The sequence below is a fragment of the Microbacterium sp. genome (assembly GCF_011620715.1).
In the GTDB taxonomy this organism is placed as follows: domain Bacteria; phylum Actinomycetota; class Actinomycetes; order Actinomycetales; family Microbacteriaceae; genus Microbacterium.
Window position 1 is genome coordinate 1 of sequence record NZ_WOYP01000115.1, and the last position, 2,698, is coordinate 2,698.

The following is a 2,698-nucleotide window of genomic DNA, read 5'->3' on the forward strand; positions in this document are numbered from 1 at the left end:
AACACATTGCCGACAGCATCCGCGACAGTCATTTGTGCCAGATGCGCGATTCCGCTCGTGGCGTGCCTTGCCTCTGATCGTGTTGCATCGAGAACCTTGTTTTGAGTATTTGGAGTCTTGAGGGCCACTGATTATTGAGGTTCAGGGCCACTCGATATTGAGATTCGAGGCCACTGGATATTGCCGGTGAGCGCCACCCGGTCGTGGCGGCGCTCACCGGGCGGGGTTCAGGCCGTCATGGCGGTGTGTTCGCGCATGTTGGTGCTGCCGGTCTCGATCCAGATGGTGTTGTGGACGATGCGGTCCATGATCGCGTCGGCGTGGACTCCGCCGCCGAGGCGTTGGTGCCAGTCCTTCTTCGCGTATTGGGTGCAGAACACTGTCGACGAGCTGTCGTAGCGGCGTTCGAGGAGCTCGAGCAGCATGCCGCGGACGCTGTCATCGGGGTGGTCGAGTAGCCATTCGTCGATCACGAGGAGCGTGAATGCGGCGTATCTGCGGAGCCATTTCTCCTTCCCCGCGGGCCGGTCCCTCGCGGTGGCCCAGGTTTCTTCGAGGTCGGGCATGCGGATGTAGTGCGCACGGTAGCGGTGCTGACACGCCTGCTTCGCCAGCGCCGAGCCGAGGTAGGTCTTCCCGGATCCGGTGAAGCCTTGGAACACGACGTTCTGCTGCCTCGTGATGAAGGCGCAGGTGCCGAGTTGCGCGATCACCCCGCGGTCCAGGCCGCGCTGCTCGATCAGATCCAGTCGTCGCAGGTCCGCGTTCGGGTAGCGCAGCCCCGCCCGCCGGATCAGACCCTCGACCTTGGAGTGGGTGAACGTGGCGTGGGCGTCGTCGACGGCGAGCTTGATGCGCTCCTCGAACACCATCCCCAACGTGAGGGTGTCGTCTTGAACCTCGAACGCGTCGACCAGCGACGTCACCCCCATCTCCCGCAGCTTCCGCTTCGTCTCCGAATCCAGCCGGCTCATCGGGTCCCTCCCGCGTAGTAGTCCGCGCCGCGGACATACCCAGCGGGCTCGGCTGCTGTCCCTGGTGTCGACCAGGCATCGTGGCTGCCGGGATCGTCTTGCCGGGTCTCGAGGATGGGCCGCAGGTGCGCGTAACGCGGCGACCTCACCCGCGACGCGAGGGCGATACCGGCGGCGGCTTCGACCCGGGCGGCGGAGTAGCGGCGCGTCAGCCTGAGCACCGCCAGGGCGGCGCTGAGGCCCTGCTCATCGACGGGGACGGACTCGAAGATCCGGTTGATCACCGTGGTGGTGTCCTGCCCGACCCTGGCCGCCCATTCCCGGGCCCGCTCGGCGTCCCATTGCCGATACTGGGGGCCGTCGGGCAGATCAGAATCGTGGGTGCGGTAGTCGTTGACAACCCCGATCGGGGCCAGCAGATGGCTCGTCAGCCGCTCGTCCGCGGCGAACACCTCGAGCGTCGTGTCGGTGACCCGCAGATCAACGGCCTGGCCGATGTGGACGTAGGGGACGGAGTAGAAGTTGCGCTCGAACACCACGTGCCCGTTCTTCTGGACCCGGCGGCGATAGACCCACCTCGAGATCTCGAACGGGACGGCCGGGAGTGGCCGAAGCAGCGGCTTCTCCTCCGCGTCGAACACGCTCAGCCGGGAGCCGGCGCGCTTCTGGAACGGCTCCGCGTTGTAAGCGGCAACGCGCTCGTAGACGACCGCCCGCAACTCCGGCAGGCTCGCGAAGGACCGGTCACGAAGAGAGGCGATCACCCAGGTCGCGACGTTCCCGACCGTGTTCTCGACGCTCGCCTTGTCCTTCGGCTTCTTCACCCTGCCCGGCAGCACCGCCGCGGAGTAGTGCGCCGCGAGCTCCCGATACGCGTCGTTCAGCACCACCTCTCCCTCCGCCGGGTGAGAGATCACCCCCGTCTTGAGGTTGTCGGGAACGATCCGGGGGACGCTGCCGCCGAACCAATCGAACATGGCGACGTGGGCGCGCAGCCAGGTGTCCTGCTTCATGTCCAACGTCGGCGCCACGAACGAGTAGCGAGAGAACGGCAGCGTGCCGACGAACAAGTAGACCCGCGTCTGCTCACCGGTGACCGGGTCGGTCAGCCGCATCGTCTTGCCCGACCAGTCGACCTCGACCGTTTGTCCGGCCTTATGACCCACCCGCGACGCCGCGCCGGAGATGAGGACGTGCTGCTGGTAGGTCTTGCAGAACCTGTCGTAGCCCATCGCCGTCGACCCCGCCGCCCGGCAAGTGTCGACATACTCGCCATGCAGCAACTTCAACGTCACCCCGACTCTCGCGAGCTCCCGATGCACCCCGTCCCAGTCCGGCTGCGCATGAACGCTGTCATGCTCACCACGGCCCGGGAACAGCCGCGCATACACGTCAGCTTCCTCGAGTTCCGCGACGTCGTCCCAGCCGACCCCTTCCCGATCGGCGGCGTCGATGACCGCGGCCACGCTGGTGCGGGACATGCCCTGCCCGGCGATTTGCCTCCCCGTGAACCCCTCCGCGCGAAGCCGAAGCACCAGCTTCGCCTTGATCTTGCGTACCATCCGAAACACTCCTTCTGCCACGTGATTGGCCACGCGGCAGAAGGAGCCTAAGAACGGTGGCCCTCAACCCCAATATCCGCTGGCCCCCAACGACACGATCGCGACGGGGAACGGGCGGCCCCGAACCGCAATATCAATGGCCCTCAGAAGAACGAATACTCA

The 2,698-nt window shown here is 65.9% G+C and carries 2 protein-coding genes; both read right to left on the reverse strand.

Annotated features, from left to right (window positions below; all coding sequences use genetic code 11):
* Window positions 1-227: 227 nt before the first annotated feature.
* Entirely contained in the window at window positions 228-974 is a 747-nt protein-coding gene (locus QZV84_RS10800; protein ID WP_292829318.1) for an ATP-binding protein, read from the reverse strand.
* Window positions 971-2,536, reverse strand: a complete 1,566-nt coding sequence (gene istA, locus QZV84_RS10805) for an IS21 family transposase (protein WP_292829319.1) — start codon at window positions 2,534-2,536, stop codon at window positions 971-973. Before istA ends, QZV84_RS10800 begins: the two co-directional genes overlap by 4 nt.
* Window positions 2,537-2,698: the final 162 nt, after the last annotated feature.